The 23,659-nt window shown below is 72.9% G+C and carries 19 protein-coding genes; 5 read left to right on the top strand and 14 right to left on the bottom strand.

What is annotated here, in order from left to right; all coding sequences use genetic code 11:
• The first annotated feature begins 2 nt into the window (after nt 1-2).
• Nucleotides 3-2,912: an RICIN domain-containing protein gene (locus OG580_RS00855; protein ID WP_267041689.1), complete on the top strand. Its 2,910-nt coding sequence runs from the start codon at nt 3-5 to the stop codon at nt 2,910-2,912.
• Between the two features lie 20 nt (nt 2,913-2,932).
• Here OG580_RS00855 and OG580_RS00850 read toward each other — a convergent pair whose 3' ends face one another.
• The 8 genes from OG580_RS00850 to OG580_RS00815 all read right to left on the bottom strand — a co-directional run bounded on the left by OG580_RS00850 (nt 2,933) and on the right by OG580_RS00815 (nt 12,243).
• On the bottom strand, nt 2,933-3,793 hold the full coding sequence (locus tag OG580_RS00850) for a hypothetical protein (RefSeq protein WP_267041688.1): 861 nt from the start codon (nt 3,791-3,793) through the stop codon (nt 2,933-2,935).
• Nucleotides 3,790-5,667, bottom strand: coding sequence for a GMC family oxidoreductase (locus tag OG580_RS00845; RefSeq protein WP_267041687.1), 1,878 nt, complete (start codon nt 5,665-5,667; stop codon nt 3,790-3,792). The genes OG580_RS00850 and OG580_RS00845 overlap by 4 nt, the downstream gene beginning before the upstream one ends.
• The gene (locus OG580_RS00840; RefSeq protein WP_267041686.1) at nt 5,664-6,104 is read right to left on the bottom strand and encodes a hypothetical protein; all 441 of its coding nucleotides are present in this window, start codon (nt 6,102-6,104) and stop codon (nt 5,664-5,666) included. Before OG580_RS00840 ends, OG580_RS00845 begins: the two co-directional genes overlap by 4 nt.
• A gap of 147 nt (nt 6,105-6,251) precedes the next feature.
• Nucleotides 6,252-7,709: a cellulose binding domain-containing protein gene (locus tag OG580_RS00835; protein ID WP_267041685.1), complete on the bottom strand. Its 1,458-nt coding sequence runs from the start codon at nt 7,707-7,709 to the stop codon at nt 6,252-6,254.
• Nucleotides 7,710-7,721: 12 nt separating this feature from the next.
• A complete protein-coding gene (locus tag OG580_RS00830; protein ID WP_267041684.1) occupies nt 7,722-9,212 on the bottom strand; it encodes a beta-N-acetylhexosaminidase in 1,491 nt (496 codons plus the stop codon).
• Between the two features lie 9 nt (nt 9,213-9,221).
• Nucleotides 9,222-10,055: a carbohydrate ABC transporter permease gene (locus OG580_RS00825; RefSeq protein WP_267041683.1), complete on the bottom strand. Its 834-nt coding sequence runs from the start codon at nt 10,053-10,055 to the stop codon at nt 9,222-9,224.
• Nucleotides 10,052-10,981 (bottom strand): carbohydrate ABC transporter permease, encoded by a 930-nt coding sequence (locus OG580_RS00820; RefSeq protein ID WP_267041682.1) that lies wholly within the window; start codon nt 10,979-10,981, stop codon nt 10,052-10,054. Before OG580_RS00820 ends, OG580_RS00825 begins: the two co-directional genes overlap by 4 nt.
• Nucleotides 10,978-12,243, bottom strand: a complete 1,266-nt coding sequence (locus OG580_RS00815) for an extracellular solute-binding protein (protein ID WP_267041681.1) — start codon at nt 12,241-12,243, stop codon at nt 10,978-10,980. Before OG580_RS00815 ends, OG580_RS00820 begins: the two co-directional genes overlap by 4 nt.
• Nucleotides 12,244-12,417: 174 nt before the next feature.
• On the opposite strand from OG580_RS00815, the gene OG580_RS00810 reads away from it, so the two are divergent.
• Both OG580_RS00810 and OG580_RS00805 read left to right on the top strand, forming a co-directional pair.
• Nucleotides 12,418-13,185, top strand: a complete 768-nt coding sequence (locus OG580_RS00810; RefSeq protein WP_267041680.1) for a GntR family transcriptional regulator — start codon at nt 12,418-12,420, stop codon at nt 13,183-13,185.
• A 34-nt stretch (nt 13,186-13,219) separates the two neighbouring features.
• Nucleotides 13,220-14,008, top strand: a complete 789-nt coding sequence (locus OG580_RS00805; protein WP_267041679.1) for a GntR family transcriptional regulator — start codon at nt 13,220-13,222, stop codon at nt 14,006-14,008.
• Nucleotides 14,009-14,113: 105 nt separating this feature from the next.
• Here OG580_RS00805 and OG580_RS00800 read toward each other — a convergent pair whose 3' ends face one another.
• The 3 genes from OG580_RS00800 to OG580_RS00790 all read right to left on the bottom strand — a co-directional run bounded on the left by OG580_RS00800 (nt 14,114) and on the right by OG580_RS00790 (nt 18,488).
• The gene (locus tag OG580_RS00800) at nt 14,114-16,786 is read right to left on the bottom strand and encodes a helix-turn-helix transcriptional regulator (RefSeq protein WP_267041678.1); all 2,673 of its coding nucleotides are present in this window, start codon (nt 16,784-16,786) and stop codon (nt 14,114-14,116) included.
• Between the two features lie 113 nt (nt 16,787-16,899).
• A complete protein-coding gene (locus tag OG580_RS00795; protein ID WP_267041677.1) occupies nt 16,900-17,772 on the bottom strand; it encodes a dienelactone hydrolase family protein in 873 nt (290 codons plus the stop codon).
• A 188-nt stretch (nt 17,773-17,960) separates the two neighbouring features.
• Nucleotides 17,961-18,488 carry a hypothetical protein gene (locus tag OG580_RS00790; protein ID WP_267041676.1) on the bottom strand — a complete coding sequence of 176 codons (528 nt, stop codon included), beginning with the start codon at nt 18,486-18,488 and terminating at the stop codon, nt 17,961-17,963.
• 295 nt (nt 18,489-18,783) lie between these two features.
• Between OG580_RS00790 and OG580_RS00785 the strand changes: the two genes are divergently transcribed.
• Nucleotides 18,784-19,425: a hypothetical protein gene (locus tag OG580_RS00785; protein ID WP_267041675.1), complete on the top strand. Its 642-nt coding sequence runs from the start codon at nt 18,784-18,786 to the stop codon at nt 19,423-19,425.
• A gap of 80 nt (nt 19,426-19,505) precedes the next feature.
• Here the strand turns inward: OG580_RS00785 and OG580_RS00780 are convergent, their stop codons facing one another.
• The 3 genes from OG580_RS00780 to xylA form a co-directional block, all read right to left on the bottom strand.
• A complete protein-coding gene (locus tag OG580_RS00780; protein ID WP_267041674.1) occupies nt 19,506-20,129 on the bottom strand; it encodes a hypothetical protein in 624 nt (207 codons plus the stop codon).
• Between the two features lie 203 nt (nt 20,130-20,332).
• Nucleotides 20,333-20,476 carry a hypothetical protein gene (locus OG580_RS00775; protein ID WP_267041673.1) on the bottom strand — a complete coding sequence of 48 codons (144 nt, stop codon included), beginning with the start codon at nt 20,474-20,476 and terminating at the stop codon, nt 20,333-20,335.
• 57 nt (nt 20,477-20,533) lie between these two features.
• Entirely contained in the window at nt 20,534-21,703 is a 1,170-nt protein-coding gene (xylA, locus tag OG580_RS00770) for a xylose isomerase (protein WP_267041672.1), read from the bottom strand.
• Nucleotides 21,704-21,841: 138 nt separating this feature from the next.
• Here xylA and OG580_RS00765 point away from each other — a divergent pair, with 138 nt between their 5' ends.
• Nucleotides 21,842-23,560 carry an FGGY family carbohydrate kinase gene (locus tag OG580_RS00765; RefSeq protein WP_267041671.1) on the top strand — a complete coding sequence of 573 codons (1,719 nt, stop codon included), beginning with the start codon at nt 21,842-21,844 and terminating at the stop codon, nt 23,558-23,560.
• The last annotated feature ends 99 nt before the right edge of the window (nt 23,561-23,659 follow it).

The following is a 23,659-nucleotide window of genomic DNA, read 5'->3' as shown; positions in this document are numbered from 1 at the left end:
CCATGCACCTCCCCGACGCATTCCCCGAAGCACCCCTCGGCCGCAGACGGTTCATGACCGCGACCGCCCTGGCCGCGGGGGCGATCGCCCTCCCCGGACTCGCGGCGCCACGGGCGGCGGCCGCGGTCCCGCCGGGGGCCACGCTGCCCGAGCGGGGCATCTACGACACCTCCGCCGCCACCGCGTGGACCGACGGGTTCGTCAGCGGCAACGGAGAGTACGGCGCGGTGGCGTACGGCACGCCGACGGAGGAGCGGATCCTGCTCAACCACCACGGCTTCGTCCTGCCCAACGGCACGCGCGACACCGAACCGCCGCTGCTCGCCGACCGGCTGGAGTCCGTCCGGGACAGCGCCCTCGCGGGGGACTACGGCGGCGCCGCAGCCGCGTTCGCCTCCGGATGGACCCTCCGCTGGACGCAGACGTTCCACCCCGGCTACGAACTGCGCCTGAGCAGCCCGGCGATGAGCACGGCCGAGAACTACGCCCGCACGACCGACTTCCGCAGCGGGGAGATCACCCACACCTGGAGCGACGGCTCCGGCGTCTGGAAGCGCCGCGTCTTCGTCTCCCGCGCGGACCGGGTCGTCGTCCACGAGCTCACCCCCGCGCCCGGGCGGACCGTCGACACCACCATCAGGGCGAACACGGCCCTCGAAGGGGTACCGAACGACGTCTCCTTCACCGCGATCGCCACACTCGGCGGCCGCGACGGCTACCTCAACCTGCGCGGCACCTACCCCGCGGGCCAGGGGGCGTACGGCTACGAAGGCGTGACGCGGGTCGTCGTCACCGGCACCAAGGCCTCCGTGACGGCCGGCGGCGGCGCCCTCGTCGTCGCCAAGGCCGCCAAGGTGGTGCTCCTCACCCGGCTCGACCGCTACGAGTCGTCCGGCGACTGGAACGCCAAGCCCCTGCACACGGCCCTCGCCGCCCTCCCCGCCGACTACGCGACCCTGCTGGCCCGCCACACCCCGCTGCACCGGGCCCTGTTCGACGCCTCCACCCTCGACCTCGCCGTACCGGACGCCGACCGACGGCTGTCCACCAGCGAGCTGACCGCACGCCAGAACAGCGACCGGTCGAGGGTCGACCTCGCCCTCCTGGAGCGGATGTACGACTCCGGCCGCTACCTCTTCGTGAGCTCCTCGGGCGTGCTGCCGCCTCGGCTGACCGGCGTCTGGTCCGGCACGTGGAACGGCGCCTGGGCCGACGACTTCACCACCGACGCCAACATCAACCTCCAGGTCGCCGGCGGCAACATCCTCGGCCACGGCACGGCGATGCGGGGCTATTTCGACCTGATCCTCGGCCAGCTCGACGACTGGCGCCACAACGCCACCCGGCTGTACGGCGCCCGCGGGTTCCTCGCTCCGAGTCGCACCGACGGCGAGAGCGGCCACATGCTCCACTTCAACGGCGGCGACTTCCCCGGTCAGTGCTGGACCGGCGGCGCGGACTGGCTCCTCTACCCCCTCGTGGAGCACTACCAGGTCACCGGCGACAACGCCTTCCTCAGGGACGAGCTCGGACCGGCGCTGATGGAACTCGCCCTCTTCTACGAGGACTTCCTCACCCGGACCGACGCCGAAGGGAAGGTTGTCTTCGTGCCGTCCTTCTCCATGGAGAACTCGCCCTCCAACACCGGGCAGATGCTCTCCGTCAACGCCACCGGCGACATCATGGCCGGTCGGCACGCGCTCCGCTCCGCGGTCGAGGCGGCCCGCGCCCTCGGCGTCGAACAGGGACCGGGACAGGGGGTGGACCGATGGACCGCCCTGCTGGACAGGCTTCCCGCCTACGACATCAACGAGGACGGCGCACTCGCCGAGTGGTCCTGGCCCGGGCTCGCCGACCGCTACAACCACCGGCACGTCCAGCACCTCTACGGCGCCTGGCCCCTGCACGAGGTCAACCCCGAGGAGACGCCCGAGCTGGTCCGCGCCTCCCGCCGCGCCCTCGACCTGCGCGGCGACGAGAACATCTCGGCCCACGGCAGCCTGCACCGTGCCCTCGCCCGGGCCCGCCTCAAGGACGGAGCCGGCGTCTACGACAACATCCGGAAGATCCTCGGCAGCAACATGGTCTGGCGCTCGCTGATGACCTCCCACAACCCCGATCTGCACATCTACAACGCCGACGCCGCCAACGCCCTCCCCGCGGTCGTGTCCGAGGCCCTGCTCTACACACGTCCGGGAATCCTCGAACTCCTCCCGGCCCTGCCCGAGGAGTTCGTCCGGGGCGCGATCCGCGGGGTGCGCGGCCGCAACCGCGTCCTCGTGGAGAGCCTGAGCTGGGACACGACCGCCCGCAGCGCCACCGTCACGCTCGTCTCCGACATCGCGCAGGACGTCACCCTGGTCTGCCGACGCGGCATCGCCTCGGTGTCCGCGACCGTCGGCGTGGCCCCCTCCCCGCTGGGCGACCACGCGCGGACGGTCACCCTGGCCGCCGGGGTCAGGACCCAGCTCACCCTCGGGCTGATGACCGGCACCTTCCGGGTGGTCAACCAGCACAGCGGGAAGGTCCTGGACGTCTCGGGGGTCTCGTCCGCCGACGGCGCCGACGTCATCCAGTGGCCCTGGAACGGAGGGGACAACCAGCGGTGGTCGGTCCAGCCCGGCTACGACGGCTCCTTCCGCCTCCGCAACGTCCACAGCGGGCGGGTCCTCGACAACCCCGGAGCCTCCCCGACGGACGGCCAGGCCCTCGACCAGTGGACGAACACCGACAGCCCGAACCAGTGGTGGCGACTGGAGCCCGCCCCGGCCGGCGGCCGGTACCACCTCGTCAACGTGTCGAGCGGCCTGTACGCCGACGTGGAGAACGGCTCCGTGAGCGACGGGGCCCGGATCGTCCAGCGGGCGGCGAGCGGTGCTCCCGGTCAGGAATGGCGCCTCGAAAGCCCCTGACCTCCGCGTGTGGCAGCGGTTCAGCGCGGCCCCGGCAGGTAGTACGCGCGGTTGTGGGCGGCCACCGGGGGCGACTGGAAGGTCCAGGCGCCGGCCGCGGGGACGGCGCCGACGAGCGTGGTGAGGTCCTCTCCGAGGGGTGTCGCGTCGTCGTGGACGGTCAGGCGGACGCGGTCGGCGTCGGTGGCGGGGTCGAGGGCGTGGTGACGGTAGGGCTGGTAGAGGTTCATCGGGCCCGCCAGCGCGCGCCCCTCGGCGTCGGTCCCGTAGCCGGTGACCGGGGCGTTGTTCGCCGGGGTCGAGGACAGACCGGTGAGATCGGCGGTGAGGGTGAAGACGTCGGCGTCGTGACGGACCACGGCGTCCGCGCCGTCCGGGCCCGCCGTGGCCTTGCGGCAGCGCACGGACCAGGAGGCGCCGGCCGGGCCGTTGGGCGAGGGCATCGTCGTCTCGAACCACCCCGGATGCTTGGGCTCGGCGAAGAGACGGCGTCCCGCGTCGATCGCCAGCGGGTTGTCGCACAGGACATGGATGCGGGCGATGCCGAGCAGCCGGGTCTGGTCGACACCGTGGGCGTACTCCTCGTACGAGAGGCGCGGCAGCCGGTGCGCCTCCGTCGTCGGGTGGGCGATGACGTTGAACTCGATCTCCTGGGTGATACCGCCACCGAACGCGTACTGGGCGAAGTAGAGCTGGTAGTTCAGGGACACCACCGCCCGCCCCTCGAACTCGGCGGCGCTCAGGGCCGGGTGGTGCTTGGCGAGCAGATCCCGCACCGGCTCCGGATCCACGAGGTAGTCCACCCCGATCTGGTGCAGCGCCCCGTAGTGGAACGGCAGTTGGTACGGCGCGGGGACGGGCGGCAGCGGCAGGGAGGTCACGGGGCGTCTCCTGGAGTGATGACGGCGGGCCGGTCGCGGGCGGTGAGCTCGCGGGCGATCGCCCCGGCGCTGCGCAGCGCCAGGGCGGCCATGGTCAGGGTCGGGTTGGAGGTGGCGACCGAGGGCATGCTTCCGCAGCCCACGGCGTACAGGCCGGGGTGGTCCCAGCAGCGCTGGTCGGAGTCGACCACGGAGGTGGCGGGGTCGTCGCCCATGATGTGCGTGCCCGCCGCGTGGCCGGCTCCCCGGTAGGCGTAGGTCGTGCCCCGGTGCTCGAAGCGGCCCGGCCACGCCGGACCGGCCGGGTGATCGGTGTGGTCCTCGGCGCCGAGCAGGGCGAAGATCCGGTCGGAGACCTGGCGCGCGGCGGCCATGCCCTCCTTGACGTGGGGCGAGAGGTCGTACGACACCACCGGGCGCGGGAGCCCCAGCGCGTCGCGCCGGTCGGGGTCCAGGGTGACGCGATTCGCCGGGTCCGCCTCCTGCTCCATCTCGAACTGGAGCGTGAACTGCCGCCCGAGGCGCTCCCGCACCGCCGTCCGGAGCGCCTCGCCGAAGAGGCCCCGGCCGTGTTCGCCCCCGGTCCTGAGGAGTTCGGCGACGTCCCCGTCGACGGGCCCCTTGGCCCACACCCAGCCCCAGTTGCCGATCTCGACACGGAACGGGGCGCGGGCGCGGCGGGCGGGGCCGAACCGGAAGCCCTCCAGACCGGAGGTGGAACCGGGACCCCGGTAGGGACCGACCGGCTCGGGCAGAAGCCCCCAGGTGAGCAGCACCGGATGGTCCATGAGGTTCCGGCCGACCTGGTCGCTCCGGTTGGCGAGTCCGGAGAGAAGGAGCAGACGGGCGTTCTCGACGGCGTGCGCGGCCAGGACGACCACGTCGGCGGAGACCGTGCGCCGGGTGACCGGACCGGACGCGTTCCAGGCCAGGTACTCGACGCCGGTGGCACGGCCGTTGCCGTCGACGAGGACCCGGTCGACGACGGCCCGGTCGACCAGGGTCACCGTGTCGCTCCAGCGGGCCTGGGTCTTCAGCGGCGTGTACTTGGCGTGGCTGGGGCAGAGCGGGATGCAGCTGGCGCTGCCGAGGCAGCGGCTCCCGGGGTCGGGCCGGCCGTGCGCGCCCACGGGGACGTACCCGGCACCGCCGTCGTAGAGCGGATCCGGCGTGCTGTTGCGGCCGTGCGGGGTGCCGGTGACGCGCAGGACGACCGGGTCCCCGGTGGCCGGGTCGGCCAGGCGGCGGCCGTCGAGACGCGCGGCGACGATCCGGTCGAGATGGCTGGCGGGCAGGGCCCGCATGGGGAAGACGTACTCCTCGGGGAACGGCAGCCCGACGTGCTCGCGCTGCTCGTCGACGTCGGCGGCGACCCCGATCTCGTACTCGGCGGCCCGGTAGTGGGGCTCCAGCTCGTCGTAGCCGATCGGCCAGCTGCGGCCGTAGCCGAACTCCGCCGTACGGAAGTCCTCCGGGTGCATCCTCGGGGTGAGGCCGGTCCACACGTTCCCGGTGCCGCCGTTGACGCGGACGTAACCGCTGGCGTACGGGAGGGGGCCCCGCTGGATCAGGTGGCCCTCGGCCGCGTACCCGCCCGAGGGCAGACCCGTCAGGTCGGTGACCTCCGGCCAGGTGGCCTCCGGGCTGGGGACGTACGGGGAGCCGGGGACCTTGGCCCCGGCCGTGAGGTACGTCCGCAGGGCGGCCCGGTGCCCGGCCTCGGGGTCGGCCGCGGCGGGCCCGGCCTCCAGGACCAGCACCCGCCGACCGAGGTCCCCGAGCCGTCGGGCGACCAGCGAACCGGCGATGCCGCCCCCGACGACGATGACGTCGTAGGAGCCGTGCGGGGCAGCGGCCCCGCCTCCGGGGCTCATCGGCCGACCCTTCCGGGCGCCTCGGACCAGCTTCCGAACCCGGGCCGGCCGACCCCGGGCGCGTACCCGCCGAGGACCCGCCACACCAGCCCCTCGGCGTAGGCCCGCTCGGAGACCACGACGGGCGCCGATCCGGCGAACCCCGGCCAACAGCCCGTGTACCAGAGCTGGGTGACCGCCCGGGCCAGCGCGAGGACCTCCTCGTCCAGCCCTTCGGCCACCTCCCCGACGGAACCCGGCTCCGTCCGTCCCCCTGCCCACCCGTCCCGCAAGGCCCGGCAGGGCACGGCGCCCACCCGTCCCGCGACGAACTCCGCGTACGCGGAGGCCATCCCCGTCTTCTCCAGCTCGGTCACATCGAACCCGCTGAGGGATGCCGACAGAGCGACGAACTCCTCCGCACCACCCCAAGCCTCGGCGACGGTCGACTGCCTCACGTACCCCTGACCTCTCCTCGACGCACGCCGGTGATCGTTCCCCACGACCGTCGGCCGAACGCGTCCAATTCAGGCCATTCACGACCCATGCCGACCGGCGACCCCACCGAGGTGGAGCCGCCGGTACCGCCCAGCGGGCGGGTTCGGTTACGACACGGCCGGTACGGAGTCCTCGAAGGTCGTCTGGGACGAGCGGTAGGCGGCGATCCTGGCCGTCACCTGGGCCGGGGTCAGGACCTGGTCCTTGACGTGCAGGACGTAGTCGACCTTCTGGTCGTAGGCGCGGGGTGTCGTCGAGGTCTGGCCGGCCAGGTCGATCAGCCACTGGTTGAAGTTGATCGACATGGGACGTTCGGGCAGGTAGCGGGCGTCGTGGCGGCCGAACTCCTGGCCGTCGACGTAGTACACGATCGCGTTGTCGTCGACGGTGAGGACGAGGTCGTGCCAGCCCGCGTAACTCGCGCGGACCTCGGAGTGCTGGTTCACGGCCTCCCAGGGATCGGGCCGGTACGTCTCCCACGACGTGGTGTAGAGGATGTTGGCGGGCTCGCCCCAGCCGCCGTTGGGCAGGTACTCGAAGTCGTACTCGGCGTAGTCGTCGGCCATCGGCGCCTTGAGGTCGTTGATCGTGAAGAAGGTCTGGACGACGCGGTCGCCGTCAGGGCCGGACAGCGGCGCGTCGGAGAAGCGCACACGCGCCGCGTACGTGCCGTTCTTGAACTTCGTCGCCCGGGTGAGGATCTCGGTGTGCTTCGTGGACTCGCCCGTACCGGCGGTCGAACTCCGCAGGTTCATGATCGAGTTCGTTCCCTCCTTGGCGAAGGTGACGTTCTCGGGGGCCCAGGTGGCACCGGGTACGCCGGGGCCGCCGGAGTTGGAGCGCACGCTCCAGCCGTGGGCGGTGATCGCCGGGTCCGTGTGGCCGCTGTAGTCGAAGTCGTCGAAGAGCGCGGCCCCGGCGGGCGGCGGAGTCGTCGGGTCGGTCGGGGTGGGGGTCGGGCCGGTCGGGGTCGGGGTGGGTTCGTTGCCCGTGGGTGCGGTGCCCCAGACCGGCATGCCGCCGACGGTCGCGGTGACCTTCGACCAGTTCGTGTACGAGGTCTGGCCCGGTCCGAAGGAGTAGTCGTCGTTCTGGTTCAGCGGCTGCCAGTTGGAGCGGTGGAAGCGCAGCTGCATGTCGCCGGTGTCCGCGCCGGGGGCGAGCGAGCCGGCCCCGGCCGTGAAACCGACCTCCAGGTAGCGGTCCGCCGTCGCGGTGGGGTTGGCCAGGGCGCCGAAGGTACCCGTGAGGTTCGCGCAGCCCTTCACGGCCCAGGAGCAGGCGTACGTGTACGACGCCCCCGCGTCGGCCTTGAAGTAGTAGCGCACCTTGACCTGGCTCAACGGGACGCTCGACGTACCGGTGTTGACCACCTTCAGCCAGGGCTCCACCTGGTCGCTGCCGCCGGCGCTCTGCCGGTACTGGACGGTGACGGCCTCGCCCGCCGCGGCCGCCGGAAGAGCGGTGAGGGCGGTGGCGCCGAGCCCGGTCACGGCGGCGACGGCGAGGGCGGCGCGGAGCCGCGGGCCGGGGGTCTTCGTGCGGTGGTTCAGGGGGTTGTTCATGGGTTCCTCTCCTCAGGTGGGGACCGACGTGGGCGGAAGGCGGCGCGGCACCCCGAGGGTGTCGAGCCGGGTCCTGTGGTGGCGGAGGCGTTCCTGGAAGCCGGGCCAGTCACGGCGGCCGGTCCAGACGACCTCGGCCAGGGCGCAGAGCCGCGGGAACGTGAGGTACTCGGCGTGCTCCGCCGTGGGGACGTACTCGGTCCACAGCTGCGCCTGGGAGCCGAGGACCCGGGCGGACTCCTCGGGGCTCCACTCCGCCGGCGCCGGATCGTTCCCGTGGACGGTGCGCAGGTCGACGACCTCGCCCGCCTGGCCCGGCGGTTCGGCGGGGCTCGTGGACTGGGGGTAGTCCAGGTACGTCGTGCGGTGGGGCGCCATGATCACGCGGTGCCCGCGCCGGACGGCGACACGGCCGTGGTCGGCGTCGCGCCACGGCATCACGGTGAAGTACGACGGGAGGTCGGCGCCGTTCTCCGTCCAGCTGAGCGGCCGGCGGCCGGCGTCGAGCAGGTGGCGTCCGATCCGCTCCATGAACCAGCCGTGCAGGGCCTCGGGACCGGGCAGCCCCTCCTCGGCGGCCCGTCGGCGCGCGGCCGGGGAGGTGTGCCACTCGCTGGTGGGGCACTCCTCGCCGCCGATGTGGACGTACGGGGAGGGGAAGACGTCCATCACCTCGTCCAGGACGGTGCGGCAGAAGGCGAGGGCCTCGTCGTGGACTCCGAGGATCGTGTCGCAGACGCCCCACCGGTCCCAGACGTCATAGGTGCGGCCGGGGTGGTTGCCGAGCTCGGGATAGGCGGCGAGCGCGGCACGGACATGGCCGGGCATCTCGATCTCGGGGACGACGGTGACGCCGCGCTCCGCCGCGTACGCGACCAGGCCGGTGAGCTCGGCACGGGTGTAGGCGCCGCCGTGCGGCACCCCGCCGACCTCGGTGAGCCGGGGGAGCGCGGCGACCGGCATCCGCCAGCCCTGGTCGTCGGTGAGGTGGAGGTGGAGGACGTTGAGTTTGTGGAGGGCGAGGAGGTCGACGTACCGCCGGAGGAAGGAGACCGGACGGAACCGGCGGGCCACGTCCAGCATGGAGCCGCGCCAGGGGAAGCGCGGGGTGTCGGTGATCTGCACGCAGGGGACGGACCACGCGACGCCGGGCGCCGGCGCGTCGCCGAGTGCCTCGACGGGCAGGAGCTGGCGGAGCGTCTGGACTCCGGCGAGGAGGCCCTGGGGGCGGGCGGCCCGCAGCAGCACCCCTTCGGGGCCGATGGTGAGGCCGTATCCCTCCTCTCCGAGGCCCGTGAGGGCCCGGTCGAGGGCCAGGACGACGGAACCGTCGGGACTGGCGGGCAGCGGCAGCCCGGTGGCCGGTCCGAGCAGGGTGCGCAGGAGTCCGGCCGCGCCGTCCGCGCCGGGCGAGACCCGGAGCGCGGTCGTGGCGTCGAAGGTGAACCTGCCGGGAAGCGGTGAGAGCTGGGTGGGTTCGGGGACGAGCTGGGGCAGGGGCATCGGGGCGCGTTATCCCTTCACGGCTCCGCCGGTCATTCCGGCGGCGACCCGGCCCTGCAGGACCAGGAAGAGGACGAGGACGGGCAGGGCGAAGAGGGTGGAGGCGGCCATGGTGGCGCCCCAGTCGGTGCCGAAGACGTTGGAGAAGGACGAGAGCCAGACGGGCAGGGTGCGGTCGTCCTGGTCCTTGATGACGAGCATGTTGGCGAAGGCGAACTCGTTCCAGGCGGTGATGAACCCGAAGAGCGAGGTCGCGAGCAGCCCGGGGGCGAGCAGGGGGAGGGTCACCCGGCGGAAGGCCGCGGCGCGGGTGCAGCCGTCGACCTGCGCGGCCTCTTCGAGCTCGGCCGGCACGGCGGCAAGGAAGGACCGGAGGGTGACGATGGTGAAGGGCAGGGTGATCATGAAGTAGACGAGGCTGAGCGTCGCCAGCCGGTCGAGCAGGTCGGCGTCCCGGGCGATGACGTACATCGGGATCAACAGCGCCTCCCAGGGCGCCACCTGGGCGACGAAGACCATGAGGACGAAGCCGCGCCGGCCGCGCCATCGCAGACGGGCCACGGCGAAGGCGGCGGCGAGCGCCACCACGAGCGCGAGCAGGACGCACCCGGCGGTCACGAGCAGGCTGTTGCGCCAGAAGGTCCAGAAGCCGTCCGCCGCGACGGCGTTCGCGAAGTGCTCCAGGGTGACGGACACGGGAAGGAACCGCGGGGTCTCGGACTGGATGTCGCGGGTCGGCCGGAAGGCGGTCAGGACCATCCAGTAGACCGGGAAGACGGCCAGGACGAAGACGAGCAGCGCCGCGGTGTTCAGCGGGAGTCGGCGCAGGGCGCGCGGTGTCACCGGTCGGCCTCCTGTCGGAGCAGTTGGCGGAAGTAGGCGATCAGCGCGGCCATGAGGAGGAGGACGGTCAGGGTGGAGACGGCCGCGCCGAGGTCGTAGCGGTGCAGGGACTGCGCCACCCGGTAGGCGTAGACGGGCAGGGTGGTCGTCGCCTCGCCGGGCCCGCCCTTGGTGACGGCCCAGATCTGGGCGAAGCAGCGGAAGACCCAGATGACTTCGAGGCAGAGGACCAGGCCGAAGAGCGGTCGCAGGAGGGGCAGGGTGAGCGAGCGGAAGATCCGCCAGCCGCCGGCCCCGTCCAGCCGGGCCGACTCGTACAGCTCGGCGGGGACGGTCAGCAGTGCCGAGTGGAGGGTGATGGCGGCGAAGGGGACCGACTGCCACACCACGATCAGGACCAGGACGGTGAAGGCGGCGGGCCCGTCGGCCAGCCAGGAGTACCCCTCGAAGGAGGTGAACCCGAGCCGGACGAGCAGCCAGTTCACCACGCCCAGGCGGGAGGCGAAGAGCCACTGGAAGACGGTGGTCGTGGCGATGACCGGGCTGGCCCACGCGAGGACGAGCCCGCTCGTCACCAGGATCCGCATCTTTCGGCCGAGCCGCTGCATCATCAGGGCGACCAGCGTGCTGATCACCATGATCAGTACGACGTTGACGAGGGTCCACCAGAAGGTGCGCCGGACCACCTCCCAGAACTCGGGGTCGGTGAGGACGGTCCGGTAGTTGCTGAACCCCACGAAACCGGCGCCGCCGCGGATGAGTTCGGCCAGGCCGTACTCCTGGAAGGAGATCAGGAGATTGCGGACGAGGGGGTACCCGAGGAGGAGTGCGCCGCCGAGGACGGTGGGGGCGACGAGGAGATAGGGCCAGAGGGCCGGGCCGAGCGGCCGCCGTCGTCCGCGCGGGTGTCGAGGCAGTGGGTTCACGAGCCGAGGGTCTTGGTGATGCTTCGGGACGCCGTCGCGGCCGCTTCCGCCGGGTCGGTGCCGGTGAGCACGGCGGTCATGTACTGCTTGATCGGGTTCGTGGCCTCGACGGCCGCCCACTGCGGCGAGTTCGGCGTCGCCCGGCCCCGCGCCGCGCCGGCGGCCATCGCCGCCGTGCCCGGGTCGTCCTGGATGACGTGGGCGAGGGACGTGCGGTTGGGGACGTAGCTCATCGTTCTCGCCATGTCCGTCTGCCACTTCTCGCCGGCCAGCGCCTTCACGACCTCGTAGGCGGCCTCGGGGTGGGTCGCTGCCTCCGGGACGATGAGGTCGGAGCCGCCGGTGAAGACCGCGCCGGGCTCGGCCGCCGTCTTGCCGGGGACGGGGAAGAAGCCGAGCTTGCCCTTGAGCGAGGGGTTGATCTCCTCGACGATCTTCGCGCCGCCGGGTACGGCGATGATCTGGGCCACGTCGCCCCGGGCGAAGACCTCGGCCTGCGGGGGCTTGGCCTCGTCGGAGTCCTTGGGTCCCTTGCCGAGGGCCTGGAGCCGGCCGTAGAAGCCCATGCCGGCGAGGGCCTGCGGGGTGTCGAGCGCCCCCTTCCACGCCGTGCCGTCCTGGACGGCGAGGTCGCCTCCCTCCTCCCAGACGAAGCCGGCGAGGGTGTACCAGTTCTGACCGGGGAGGTAGATGCCCTGGGTCGAGCCCCGGTTGAGCTTCGCGGTGACCGCGAGCCACTCGGCCTGTGTCTTCGGCGGGGAGGTGACGCCCGCCCGGGAGAAGAGCTCCTTGTGGTAGATGACGACGCGGTTGGCCGCGTACCAGGGGATGCCGTACTGCCTGCCGTCGACCTTTCCGGGCTCGGCGAGCCCCGGAAGCCAGTCGGCGCCGTTCAGTTCGGCCGTCTTGTCCCCGAGGTCGCGCACACCGCCGCTCGCCGCGTACTGCGCCACCTGGGTGTTGCCGACCTCGATGACGTCAGGAGCGTCCTTGCTGGCGAGGGCGGCCGTGATCTTCTCGCCGATGCCGTCCCACTCCTGGATCTGGATGTCGAGGTCGATGTCCTCGTGCTCCGCCTCGAATCCGGTGCGGAAGCGGTCGAGGAAGGCGTCGGTGACGCTGTCCTTCATGATCCAGACGGTGACCTTCTCGGGACCGGACGACCCGGAGGCCTTGGGGTCGCCCGGTCCGCCGCAGGCCGTGGCGGCGAGTGCGACGGCCGCCGCGAGGGCGACGGGGCCGACGAGGGGACGAGTCTTCACGGGCACCTCGATGCGTAGTTGACCAATTGGTCAAGTGGTCTGGTGTGTGACCAGAAGGTGGCATGGACCGTTCCCGCCGTCAATCCCCGGGAAAATGTGCGCCGTTCACTCAGTGACAGGTCAAGTCGTCGGGCTAGGATGCGACTTACCAGTTGACCAGTCAGGGAGAGTGGCATGAAGGACAGCTCCTCCAGCGGGGTGCTGAAGAGGGAGCGGGTACGGGAACACCTGCTGGGCCTCATCGAAAGCGGCGGCCCGGGCGATCCGATCCCCTCCGAACGCACCCTCTGCGCCGCCCTCGGCGTCTCCCGCCCGACCCTGCGCGCCGCCGTCGACGAACTCGTCGCCACGGGCCTGCTGGTGCGGGAGCACGGCCGCGGCATGTTCGTCGCGCCCGCCAAGATCACCCAGCGACTCGCCCCGGACGACGCGGCCTTCGCCGTCCCCCGGGCGTCCGGCAGCTGGTCGAGCACCGTCCTGGAAACCGCCACGGTCCGGGCCGGCGCCCGCATCGGCCGCAGGCTCCGCCTCTCGCCCGCCGCCGAACTGCTCTACGTCGCCCGCCTCCGCCTGGTCGACGGCGCGCCCATGGCCATCGAGCACCTGCACATCCCGGCGGACCTGGTGGGCGCCGCGCTCACCCCGGCGGAACTCGAGGCGGGCGACCTCTACGACCACCTGCGCGAGCACCACCGGGTCCATGTGCGGGAGGCCACGCAGTCCATCGAACCCACCGTCGTGAGCGAGGACGAGGCCGCGCTCCTCGACGTCCCCGTCCTCTCGCCCGCCCTGCTGATCGAACGCCTCACCCTCGACACCGCCGGCCGTCCCGTCGAGTACGTCCACTCGGTCTACCGCGGCGACCGCTACCGCATCGTCTCCCGCCTCGACTTCACCCGCGACGGCCTCGTGACCTCCTCGACCGAGGGAGATGCATACTGACCCGCAGTCGACGGTGTACGAGGGAGGGGTCGCGATGGAGCCCAAGGGAGAGGGCCGGCCCGAGCTGAAGCGGGAGCGCGTACGGGAGCATCTGCTCGGCGTGATCGACGGCCGCCGCCCCGGTGACGCCATCCCGTCCGAACGCACCCTCTGCGCCGCCCTCGGCGTCTCCCGCCCGACCCTGCGCGCCGCCGTCGACGAACTCGTCGCCACGGGCCTGCTGGTGCGGGAGCACGGCCGCGGCATGTTCGTCGCGCCCGACAAGATCACCCAGGAGCTGGTCGCCGAGAACCACGCGGCAGGCGCGCCCCGGAGCGGGGGCAGCTGGACGAGTACGGTGCTCGACCTCCGTACCGTACGGGCCGGCGCGCGGATCGGCCGGAAACTCACGCTGTCCCCGGCGGCGGAGCTGGTGCACGTGACGCGTCTTCGGTACGTCGACGGCGACCCGATCGCGCTGGAGCACCTGCACGTACCGGCCGACCTGGTGCCGGGACTCACCGTCGCCGACATGGAGGGCGGCTTCTACGCCCATCTGCGCGAGCGGCGGGGCATCCGGACGGCCCACGCGGTCCAGTCCATCGAACCGACCGTGCTGAGCGAGGAGGAGGCAGCCCTCCTCGACGTGCCGGTCCTGTCGCCCGCGCTGCTCTTCGACCGGATCACCTCCGACACGGGCGGCAGGCCGGTCGAGTACGTCCGCTCCCTCTACCGGGGCGACCGCTACCGCATCGTCTCCCGGCTCGCGCTCCGCGACGGCGCGGCCGACCACCCGGCGGCGGACGCCGCGCGTGCGGGGGCGTGGTGGGGAACGGTGCAGTGAAACGCGGACCCGCCGCGCTCGTGATTCCGTGACGTCGTCGACCCCTGCCCGAGGAGGACGGGCTCCCGTCCTCCTCGGGCAGTAGGGATCCGAAGACCGGCGCACTCAGCGCGTACGGGGCGGCGACGGGAGCGTGGGCAGGGCTGCCGGAGTCGTCGTGCTCCCGGCGTCCCACTGGCCCACCACACCGGGGAGTTCGACGCGCGAGCGGATGCCCAGCCGGGCGAAGACGCTCCGGAGGTGGTGGTCGACGGTACGGGGGCTCAACGCGAGGCGGTCGGCGACCTCCTGATTGGTGGCGCCCTCGGCGACGAGCCGGGCGATGCGCTGCTGCTGAGGCGTCAGCTTCCGCGCGGTCGCGGGATCCGGGACCCCGGCGGAGGCGCCTCCGGTGGCGCGCAGCTCGGACCGGGCCTGCTCGGCCCAGCCCTCCGCCGCCGCCCGCTCGAAGGTGACGAGGGCGTCGCGCAGCGGACCGCGCGCGTCGCCCGGACGTCGGCGGCGCCTCAACCACGTGCCGTAGGCGAGGAGGGTGCGGGCGCGCTCGAACTCGTTGCCGCAGCTGTCGTGGCGGCGGACGGCCTCACCGAACCAGTAGGCCGGTTCCTCACCCGTCGCGAGCAGCGCCCGGCAGCGCGCCAGCTGGGCCGGTGCCGACCCGTCCACGCCCTGGGCCGCCCAGACCGCGTACTCCTCCGCCGCGGCTCGGGCCTCCGCGCTCCGGCCCGACGCGATGGCCGCCTCCACGAAGCAGGGGATGGCGGGCATCCGCAGCGCGAAGTGCCCGCCCCGGGGGCCGGGCCGGACGAGGGGAAGGAGCCGTGCGGTGGCCTGGGGGGCCAGGCCCCGGCCCAGTTCGGCCCGGGCCAGCGCCCACTCGGCGAGGGTCGCGGTCTGGACGAGCCCGTGGGGGCGCGCCGTCGCGAGCGCGCGCCCGGCGTGCTCCGCGACCGCCTGCCCGTCGCCCACCACCGAGGCCGTGAGCGCCAGGACGGCGTGCTGGTGGGCGGCCACGTTGCGCTGCCCCGTCAGTTCCGCGGTGCGCAGCCCCTCCCGGGCGGAGCGCGCGGCCCGGCTGTAGCGGCCGGCCCGGAGCTCGGCGTAGGCGAGGTGCTCCAGCGCTCTGGGCAGCAGGTCCGTGCGGTGCTCGGCCCGGGCCCGGGCGATCGCGCGGGCGTGGACCCGGGCCGCCGCGTGGATGTTGCCGAGCAGGAGCGCGGCCGAGCCCGCCCGCAGCAGCAGCCGGATGTCGTCAGAGGCGCCGTCCCGGACCACCACCCGGGTGAGCGCGGCACGGGCCTCGTCGCGGCGTACGGTCAGGGCGGCGCTCAGCCCGTCGGCGAAGTCCTGCTCCGTACCGCGAGCGCCCTTGCCGCCGTGGAGGGCGGCCAGGCAGGCTGAGACGTCGCCCGCTGCCCAGGCGGCCTCCATCGCGAGGAACCGGGCGTCGGAGGCCTCGGCGGGCGCCCGGTCCCGCAACAGCTCCGCCGCCTGCAGCAGCGCCTCGTGCGCGTCCATGACCGGCCCGTCCGCGAGGACCGCGAGCCCGCGTGCGAGTTGGGCGCGGCCCCGGGCGACAGCCGTGAGCGCGCGTACGGACGCGGGTGGGCCGGGTGGGCCGACGTGACGGTCCCGGCCCGGGGAGAGGACCGGGACGGGCGGGGAGAGGGCCTCCGTCTCGGAGGACACGGCGGCGGCAGGGCACGCCGCCGTCCGCGCGAGCACGGCTCGCCCGAGGAACGGATCCTCGAAGCGGAGGGCATCGCCGCTGCGGCACAGCAGCCCGTCCGCGATCAGCCCGTCCAGCGGTTCGAGCGAGGTGCGCGTCGCCCGCGCCTCCGCGAGGACGGCCTCGACGCCGACCTCGTACGCGACCGGGTGCGCGTCACCGGTCCCGGTACGGCCCGTCAGGGCCACCACGGAGAGCAGGCGGCGGGAGTCCGCGGGAAGGGAGCCGAGCAGACCCCCGTACACCTCGGCGAGCACGCTCCCGTCGGTCACCGGGCTCGGGAGGGGCACCGTCCCGGCGAGATGGGCGGGGGTGAGACGCCGTACCGTCGCGATCAGGACACCGGGGTGCCCGGCGGCCTCGTCGAGTAACCGTCTCGCGACCCCTGGAGCCGGTGCCACCGCGCAGAGGTCGCGCAGGAGGGCCCGGGCGCCCTCCGGGGACAGCCGGCCGAGGCGTACGGTCTCGGCCTCCGGTACGTCGGGGAACCGGTGGTGGGGGGCGGCCGACACGATCCAGCCCAGGCCGGTACGACGGCCGAGCTCCTGCCAGGAGGCGGCGAGCGCGGCCCGCGAATGGGCGTCCCACAGGTGCAGGTCGTCGAGACAGATCAACACGGAACGGCGGGGGCCGAGACCACTGTCGGAAGGGGAGACGTCCGGGAGGAGGTGAGCCAGGAGGGGGCCGAACCCGTCCGCGCCGCGCGCGAGCCGCAGTGCCCGGCGTGCGGCGGCAGGGGTGGGGGCGAGCGCGCCGAACAGGGCCCGGGCCCCGCTCCACGGCACCCGGCTGCCGGGCGCGGCGATCCGGTACGCCGTACCGGGGAAGTCGGTGGCGGCCCGGGCCAGCAGCGCGCTGCGCCCCTCGCCGGGCCCCCCGGTGACGAACAGGACACCACCATCGACACCGACACCGACACCGACACCGACACCGACACCGGTCCCGGTCCGGGCACGAATACGGGCGGACAGGCGGGCCACGGCGGCGAGTTGGGCCGCGCGGTCGTGCAGCCTCGAACCCAAGGCAACGGCTTGCATCGCTCCGCTCACGGCGGTCACGTTACCCACCCGTAGGGGACGACGGAAGGCTCCCGGGTCTGCGCTGGAGCCCAGACCCGGGAGCCTCCCGTTGTGATGGTGCACAGGTACACGGGTGCAAAGCGTCAGGAACCGAGCGGGCAGCTTCCCCGGTACTCGTCGATCGCCGGGCCCGGCTGCGGCAGCGGGCAGAGGAACTGCTCGTAGCGGGTGTCGTCGTCGATGAAGCGCTTCAGCCACGAGAGGCTGTACTTCGCGAGCGTCGTGTGCGGGCTGCTCGGGGTGAGGTGGTGGGTGTCGTTGAGCTCCAGGTACGCCCTGTCACGCGCGCCGGTCAGCCCCTCGTAGAACGGCTCGGAGTAGGAGGCGACGGAGGCGACGTTGTCACCGTCCGCACCGATGACGAGGGTGGGGGTGGTGATCTCCGGCCAGCTCGTGTCCGTGTGCCAGCCGGCCAGCGGAATGGCGGCCTTGAGGGAGGGGCGGCTCTTGGCGGCCGCGAGGGTTCCGCCGCCGCCCATGGAGTGGCCCATCACACCGAGGCGGTTGGGGTCGACACGGTCTCGTACGGAGCTGCGCTGGGTCAGGTGGTCGAGCGCGGCGAGGAGCTGCCGGCCGCGGCTGTCGGGCTGGTCGAACAGGGTGAGGGTGTCGATGGTGAACACCACGAAGCCCTCCGAGGCGAGGCGCGGCCCCAGCCAGGAGATGGACGACTGGGTCCCGGTGAACCCGGGCGAGATGACGACCGCGCCGAACGTGCCGTCGCTCGTCGACGTCGGATAGTAGATCGTGCCGCCGCCGAAGCCGCTGACGAGGAAGCGGGAGACGCTGGTCTGGGAGACGGCGTACGAGCCGGCGGGCGCCTCGACGCTCGCCGCGGTCGGCGCGGGTCCGCGCTCGTACGGATTGCTCGCGGAGGAGTCGATGGCCTGGGCGCCGGGGGCGAAGAGAAGGGTGAGGCAGGCGGCGGCGAGGGCCGCGGCGAAGGGTCGTGTCACGACGGAGTCGTCCTCTCGTGTCGTGGGGCGGCCGCTCGCCGTGGGAACCGGGCGGCGGACGCGCATCGAACTGGCACGGCCACTCTCCGGGCGGCACGGCACGCGTGCATCGGCAGAATCACCGGCCTCCGCGAAGCCCGGGCGCGACCGCCGCGCGAGGACGTGGGCGTGCCCCGGTGCGCCTTCCTCTATTGCGGGTGTGGACCGTCCACGCTCTCGGGGTTGACGGTGTCGAAGTACACCTGATCCGTCAGTGAGGAGAGATGGAATCTGCCCCTGTAGAGCGATTTGGTGATGTGCGCGTCGTATCGGGCGCTGCTCGTCCATTCGGCGTTCGCGGACACGAATTCCGTCAACGCGGCAGGAGTCTCGGACGGAGCGGAACGCTCGAAGCCGTACCCCGGTGCGCCGACGATCGACGCGACGACCCCCGCCGGCAGGCGGGCAACCCCGACAACGCGGATCTGCGGGTCCTGGTCCGGAAGGAATTCGCGACCCGAGTCGTTCGGGTTGTACCCCAGCCAGTGTGGATCGGACAGCGTGCCGATCGCGCGGAACGGGTGTCGAAGCGGATCGACGTCCGTACGGATCCGCTCGCGGTCCGGGACGGGGGCCGCGGTGGGAGACCCGCACGCCCCGGCAGCACCGCCGCCCAGGACGACCAACCCGCTGAGCCATAGCCAATGGCGACGGCTGATCGATCTCGACGTACCCATGCACTCCGCCCCCGTGTGTGCTTCGAGGTCGCGATTCTAGCGAGCGCGCGAGGGATCGGGTCCTCGCGGCGCCATGGAGCGCGAGGTGCCGGCCGGGGGTCGGTCGGGAGGGCCCCGGGAGAGCCTGATGGGACGTGGGGATGCGGGCGACGGGGGCGCGTGTCGGTGAGGGAGGAACCGGAGTTCTGGGGCATGCGTCGTGTGGTGTGTCGTGGGTCCACGACACACCACAGGGGGGTGGGGAGCAGTGCGAAGACTGATGATCCGAGTGGTGGTGGGATGCGTCGTCCTGGCGATGGCATCCTGCGCAGGTCCGGAGGAGCCGGTGCGGGAGCCGCTGCCGACGGCCGAGCGCGGGAGCGTGACCGGGACGCCGCCGCGTCCGGAGCCCTCGGCGGTGGAGTCGTCGAGCGCGGAGAATGCCGTCGCCCAGGCGACGAACCAGATGCTCGCCGCCGCCACCGGCACCAATTCCCCCGCTCCACCTGGCCTGTTGGTCGCCGCGGAAGGGGATGCGGGGGCGCTCTTCGTCTGGGAGACGGCGGACGACCGGTTCTGTCACGGTGCCGCGTCGACGGCGGGGGCGACGACCGTCGCGTGCACTTCCCGTCCGGACACACCCCCGGTGGGGGAGAAGCCACGGATCATGCGGTTGGTCGCCATGGTGGCGACGGGATGGAACGTCGTGTTCGGCGCGGAGCACGAGACCGTGGAGTCGGTCACCTGTAACGGTGTACCGGTCCCGGTGCGGGACGTCGGCGTGCTGGCGGACGGACGCCGCACGATCCACGCCATCGAGTTCCCCGACATCACGGTGGGCTCGGTGACCGTGAAGGTGAGGAGGGGGAAGCGGGTGGTCACGGAGTCCCTCGAACTGCTGTCGCCTGCGATGGCGGTCGGCCAGGACCTGGCGTCGTGCGAACTCGCCAAGCCCTGAGGGCTGTCCCGTGAATGATCTCCGAGTCGCCTCGGGCATGGTCGACCCCGGTGCGGTCCGCTGACAACTCGGCCCACCTCTCAGCCACCGCTCAGCGGAGACGCCCACGTGGGATCGTGTCGGGATCTCCTCGTGAGGTGGGTCAGCAGGTGCTGTGCGGTGGTGGAGGCGGTGTCTTGCGGCGCGCCGACTGCGACCAGGGCGGCGGTGAGCCGCGCCGATGCTGTTTCCGGCACGTCCGGGTCGGCGAGGAGGGGAAGCAGCAGCAGGAGGCGGGCGGTTGTCTCTTGAACGCCTTCGACCGCGGCAAACGGGCTGTCGGCGATGCGGATCAGCTCGCGCCATGTCAGGCCGGTGCCCGAGAAGTCTCCGTCCCAGCCGGCGATCTGCTGGACGTCGCCGCTGCCTGGATGGGCGAGGAGGTAGTCGGTGCCGTAGTCGCCCTCCAGGTTGCGGTAGATCACCACGGCTCCGGGACCGTCTTCTGCCGGCACCCTGAACACCGGCCAGTGTTCAGGATCGAAGAGGACCTCGGACAGGGCATCGGCATCGGCTCCGTCGTCGCCGAACCACTCCGGAACCGGCCGCTCGGCGCACCCTCCGTCGCTGCACATCGCCAGAAGGTAGTTGGACCAGAAGCCCGGGCGGGCCGGCAGTGACTCACCCGGCACCAACGGGCCGACGTCGTATCCCTTGATCAGCATCCCTCGATCCTGTCACCGGCCACGGACACGGTCCGCAGGGGGTACTTGTTCGTCGGGCACCCTACCCGGGGACCGCGTAGGGCCTTCGCCTGTCGACCGTGCCCGCCCGGGCAGCAAGCACCACGGACGTCAAGGACATGGGCACGTACGAGTCGGTCGTACGCGCCGACGGCACGCTCTTCGGCGAAGGCCACAGCCAAGATCTACGAGTGGAAGTAGGGCGTGCGCGCGGAGCGGATCATGCGCACGTTCGGCAGCCTGCCCTGCCGTAGCTGCCGCTTGCCGGTGGAAACGAAGCCGTAGTGCTCGTAGAAGCGGACGGCCCGTTCGTTGTACTCCGTCACCATCCTGACCACTTCGCCGCGCCCTTTCGAACGGAATATCCACGGCCCTCCGGGCAGGGCTCAGCGCACGCCGAGCAGGTGCTCCAGGGCCAGTTGGTCAAGGTGCTCGAAGGCCATCGAGCGGTCGGCCGCCGCGTCCGCGTCGAAGGTCTCGTACGCCGTGGGGTCGGCGAGCAGCGCCGCGAGGCCGTCGGCCGCCGTGGGAACGGCGAGCTCGGGCAGCCGGGAGGCCGCCAGTGCCTGCCGGACGTCGGGGTCGGCGCGGAAGGCCGCCGCGCGCTCCTTGAGGACCAGGTAGTTGCGCATGCAGTTCTTCGCCGACTCCCACACCCCGTCGAAGCCGTCCGTGCGCACCGGCTTGAAGTCGAAGTGGCGCGGTCCCGCGTATCCGGCCGTTTCCAACAGGTCCACCAGCCAGAACGCCTGCCGCAGATCGCCCGCCCCGAAGCGGAAGTCCTGGTCGTACTTGATGCCCGACTGGCCGTTGAGGTCGATGTGGAAGAGCTTGCCCGCCCACAGCGCCTGCGCGATGCCGTGCGGGAAGTTGAGGCCGGCCATCTGCTCGTGGCCCGTCTCCGGATTCACGCCCACGAGTTCGGGGCGCTCCAGGCGCTCGATGAAGGCGAGGGCGTGCCCGACGGTGGGGAGCAGGATGTCGCCGCGGGGCTCGTTCGGCTTCGGCTCGATTGCGAAGCGCAGGTCGTAGCCCTGCTCGGTGACGTACTCGCCGAGGAGGTCGAAGGCCTCCTTCATCCGGTCGAGCGCCACCCGTACGTCCTTGGCGGCGCCGGACTCGGCACCCTCCCGGCCGCCCCAGGCCACGTACACGGTCGCGCCGAGCTCGACGGCCAGGTCGATGTTGCGGAGGGTCTTGCGCAGCGCGAAGCGGCGCACGTCCCGGTCGTTGGCGGTGAAGGCGCCGTCCTTGAAGACGGGGTGGGTGAAGAGGTTGGTCGTCGCCATGGGGACCGCCAGGCCGGTCCGCTCCAGGGCCGCGCGGAAGCGCTTGACGGCCGTGTCGCGCTCGCTCTCCGAGGCGCCGAAGGGGATCAGGTCGTCGTCGTGGAAGGTGACGCCGTACGCGCCGAGCCCGGCGAGCCGCTCGACGGCCTCGACCGGGTCGAGGGCGGGGCGGGTCGCGTCACCGAAGGGGTCGCGGCCCTGCCAGCCGACGGTCCACAGGCCGAAGGTGAACCGGTCGTCGGGGGTGGGGGAGAAGTGCTCCGGCATGCTGTGTCCTTCTCTTGCTCTCGGGATTTGTTATCTGAGATAACTAATACGGGATGGGGGCGCGTCGGCGCCAGACCCACCCCTGAATCAATCAGCGGCAGATCGAAAGATCGACAGATCGGGAAATGAGGTGACGGCGTGCACGGCAGTCGCTCCGTCGTGATCGGCGTGGACAGCTCCACGCAGTCCACCAAGGCCGCCGTCGTCGACGCGGAGACCGGCGAGCTCCTCGCCGTGGGCCGCGCCCCGCACGCCGTCACCGGCGCCGGGGGAGCGCGTGAGAGCGACCCCGAGGAGTGGTGGACCGCCCTCGGCACGGCCGTCCGCGCGGCGGTACGGAGCGCCGGCGTCCCGGCCGCGTCCGTCACCGGCATCGCGGTCGCCGGACAGCAGCACGGCCTGGTCACCCTCGGCGCCGACGGCCGGCCCCTGCGCCCCGCGCTGCTCTGGAACGACACCCGGTCCGCGCCCCAGGCCGCCGCGCTCGCCGCCGGTCTCGGCGGCGAGACGTCCTGGCTGGAGCGCACCGGTTCGGTACCCGTGGCCTCCATGACGGCCGCGAAGTGGCAGTGGCTGCGCGAGCACGAGCCGGCGCACGCCGAGGCCGCCGCCGGGGTACGCCTCCCGCACGACTACCTCACCGAGCGCCTCACCGGCCTCGCCGTGACCGACCCCGGGGACGCCTCGGGCACGTGCTGGTACGGCACCGGGGGAGCCCCGACCCGAGCGGGCGTGGCCCGAGGGGCCGCTGCCGGAGCGGGCGGACCCCAGGGAGTCGCGGCCGGAGCGGGTGCACCGCAGAGCGCCGCCGCCGGAGTCCCCGCCGGCCCCGCGGGCGCCTACGACTCCGCCGGCCCCGCGGGCGCCTACGACTCCGCCGGCCCCGCCGGCCCCTACGACTCCGCCGACGCTGCCCCAGCCGGCGCCTACGACTCCGCCGACGCTGCCCCAGCCGGCGCCTACGACCCCGACATCCTCGACCTCCTCGGCCTCGACCCCGCCCTCCTGCCCACCGTCGCCCCCACCGGTGCCACCCGCGTCGGCACCCTCACCCCGGCCGCCTCCGAGGCCCTCGGCCTGCCCCGTACGGTCGTCGTCGCCGCCGGCACCGGCGACAACATGGCCGCCGCCGTCGGCCTCGGGCTCGGCGGCGCGGGCCTGCTCGACCATCCGGTCGTCAGCCTGGGCACCTCCGGTACGGTCTTCGCCGCCACCCGCGCCCGGCCGGCCGACCCCGGGCTCGCCGGCTTCGCCGCCGCCGACGGCACCCGTCTCCCGCTCGGCTGCACCCTCAACTGCACGCTCGCCGTCGACCGGTTCGCCACGCTCCTCGGCCTCGAACGGGAGGACACGGCGCCGGGCGGCGAGGTCGTCGTCCTCCCGTACCTCGACGGCGAACGCACCCCCGACCTTCCGCACGCCGCAGGCCTCGTCACCGGACTCCGGCACGACACGGACCGCCGGGCGATCCTCGGCGCGGCCTACGAGGGCGCTGCCTTCACCGTGCTGCGCGCGCTCGACGGACTCCTCACCGCCTGCGGCCTCGACCCGGCAGACCCATCCGTACGCGACCGTCCGCTGCGCCTGATCGGGGGCGGCGCGCGCGGGCGGGCCTGGACCGACACCGTACGCAGGCTGTCGGGGAGGCCCCTGGTGGTCCCCGCCGCCGAAGAGCTCGTCGCCCTCGGCGCGGCGGCCCTCGCCGCGGGCGCCGTCACGGGCGACGACCCCGTGGCCCTGGCCGTCGCCTGGGGCACGGGCGCGGGCGCACTCCTGCCCCCGCTCGCGCGCGACGCGGCGGCCTGGGACAGGATCGAGACGGTCCTGACGGCCGCCGCCCCGACCCTGTTGCGCTGAGGGGCCGCAGCCCGGCACGGGAGCGGGCCGCTCCCGGCGCGGCCCGCTCCCGGCGCGGCCCGCTCCCGGCGCGGCCCGCTCCCGGCGCGGGGCGCGCTC

Source organism: Streptomyces sp. NBC_00094 (genome assembly GCF_026343125.1).
GTDB lineage: Bacteria > Actinomycetota > Actinomycetes > Streptomycetales > Streptomycetaceae > Streptomyces.
The sequence above is the reverse complement of the archived record's forward strand: the minus strand, read 5'-3'. Positions and strand labels throughout refer to the sequence as shown.

What these genes read in the sequence shown, in the direction of transcription:
- OG580_RS00845 (WP_267041687.1), bottom strand. Translation starts at nt 5,667, where the DNA reads ATGAGCCCCGGAGGCGGGGCCGCTGCCCCGCACGGCTCCTACGACGTC.
- OG580_RS00790 (WP_267041676.1), bottom strand. Translation starts at nt 18,488, where the DNA reads ATGGGTACGTCGAGATCGATCAGCCGTCGCCATTGGCTATGGCTCAGC.
- OG580_RS00830 (WP_267041684.1), bottom strand. Translation starts at nt 9,212, where the DNA reads ATGCCCCTGCCCCAGCTCGTCCCCGAACCCACCCAGCTCTCACCGCTT.
- OG580_RS00780 (WP_267041674.1), bottom strand. Translation starts at nt 20,129, where the DNA reads ATGCTGATCAAGGGATACGACGTCGGCCCGTTGGTGCCGGGTGAGTCA.
- OG580_RS00805 (WP_267041679.1), top strand. Translation starts at nt 13,220, where the DNA reads ATGGAGCCCAAGGGAGAGGGCCGGCCCGAGCTGAAGCGGGAGCGCGTA.
- OG580_RS00855 (WP_267041689.1), top strand. Translation starts at nt 3, where the DNA reads ATGCACCTCCCCGACGCATTCCCCGAAGCACCCCTCGGCCGCAGACGG.
- OG580_RS00775 (WP_267041673.1), bottom strand. Translation starts at nt 20,476, where the DNA reads ATGGTGACGGAGTACAACGAACGGGCCGTCCGCTTCTACGAGCACTAC.
- OG580_RS00810 (WP_267041680.1), top strand. Translation starts at nt 12,418, where the DNA reads ATGAAGGACAGCTCCTCCAGCGGGGTGCTGAAGAGGGAGCGGGTACGG.
- xylA (WP_267041672.1), bottom strand. Translation starts at nt 21,703, where the DNA reads ATGCCGGAGCACTTCTCCCCCACCCCCGACGACCGGTTCACCTTCGGC.
- OG580_RS00785 (WP_267041675.1), top strand. Translation starts at nt 18,784, where the DNA reads ATGGCATCCTGCGCAGGTCCGGAGGAGCCGGTGCGGGAGCCGCTGCCG.
- OG580_RS00835 (WP_267041685.1), bottom strand. Translation starts at nt 7,709, where the DNA reads ATGAACAACCCCCTGAACCACCGCACGAAGACCCCCGGCCCGCGGCTC.